Origin of the sequence: Bartonella queenslandensis AUST/NH15 (assembly GCF_000312585.1) — a bacterium.
GTDB classification, from domain to species: domain Bacteria; phylum Pseudomonadota; class Alphaproteobacteria; order Rhizobiales; family Rhizobiaceae; genus Bartonella; species Bartonella queenslandensis_A.
Genome location: NZ_HE998003.1, coordinates 272,052 through 272,954, shown reverse-complemented (window position 1 = coordinate 272,954; position 903 = coordinate 272,052). Strand labels below are relative to the sequence as shown.

At 37.0% G+C, this 903-nt stretch carries 1 protein-coding gene; it reads left to right on the top strand.

The annotated features are described in order from the left end of the window. On the top strand, positions 1–903 hold a 903-nt coding region (locus BN338_RS12135; RefSeq protein ID WP_039760115.1), incomplete at both ends, for a type ISP restriction/modification enzyme.

The following is a 903-nucleotide window of genomic DNA, read 5'->3' as shown; positions in this document are numbered from 1 at the left end:
ACGTTTCAGACGCTAAAAAAGCAAGATCTAATACAACGTCTATTAAAGGAAAACAGTGAATATTTAGAACATCAAAAGAAACTAGATATCAAAGTTATTTTTGGTAACCCTCCTTATTCAGTAGGACAAAAAAGTGAAAACGATAATGCAAAAAACACCCCTTATCCCATATTAGATAACCGTATCAGTGAAACTTATGCTGCTCAATCCAAAACAACTTGTGTACAAGCACTTTATGATAGTTATATCCGTGCCATTCGCTGGGCTAGTGACCGTATTGATAATGCTGGGGTAATTGGCTTTGTCACAAATGCAGGCTTTATCACTGGTTATTCTATGGACGGTTTACGAAAGTGCCTCGTTGAGGAATTTAGCAGTCTTTATATTTTCCATTTACGGGGTAATGCACGAACTTCTGGAGAACAGCGTAAAAAAGAAAGTGGTGGAGTTTTTGGTGAAGGGTCTCGAACTCCTATAGCGATTTCCATTCTTGTCAAAAATCCAAAATCTCAACACCATGGTAAAATATATTTTCGTGATATTGGAGACTATCTCAATAGAAAAGAAAAGCTTGCGATAATAGAGTCTTTTAAGAGTATTGATGGCATTACACAAAAACAAGGTTGGCAAGTCATTACACCAGATCAGTATAGCGATTGGATTAAACAACGTGATGACAATTTCAACGCCTTTTTAGCTTTAGGTATTAGAAGAGGGCATGATAAAAAGCTTTTTGAGACTTATTCCTGTGGTCTTAAAACCAATCGTGATGCTTGGGCATATAATTCAAGCCGTGAATCTTTAGCTAAAAACATGAGTAATATGATTACCTTCTATAATAGCGAAGTGGAATGCTTCAGTGATGCTCATCCACATGCTGACCGTGCAGCACGTAAAAAGTCC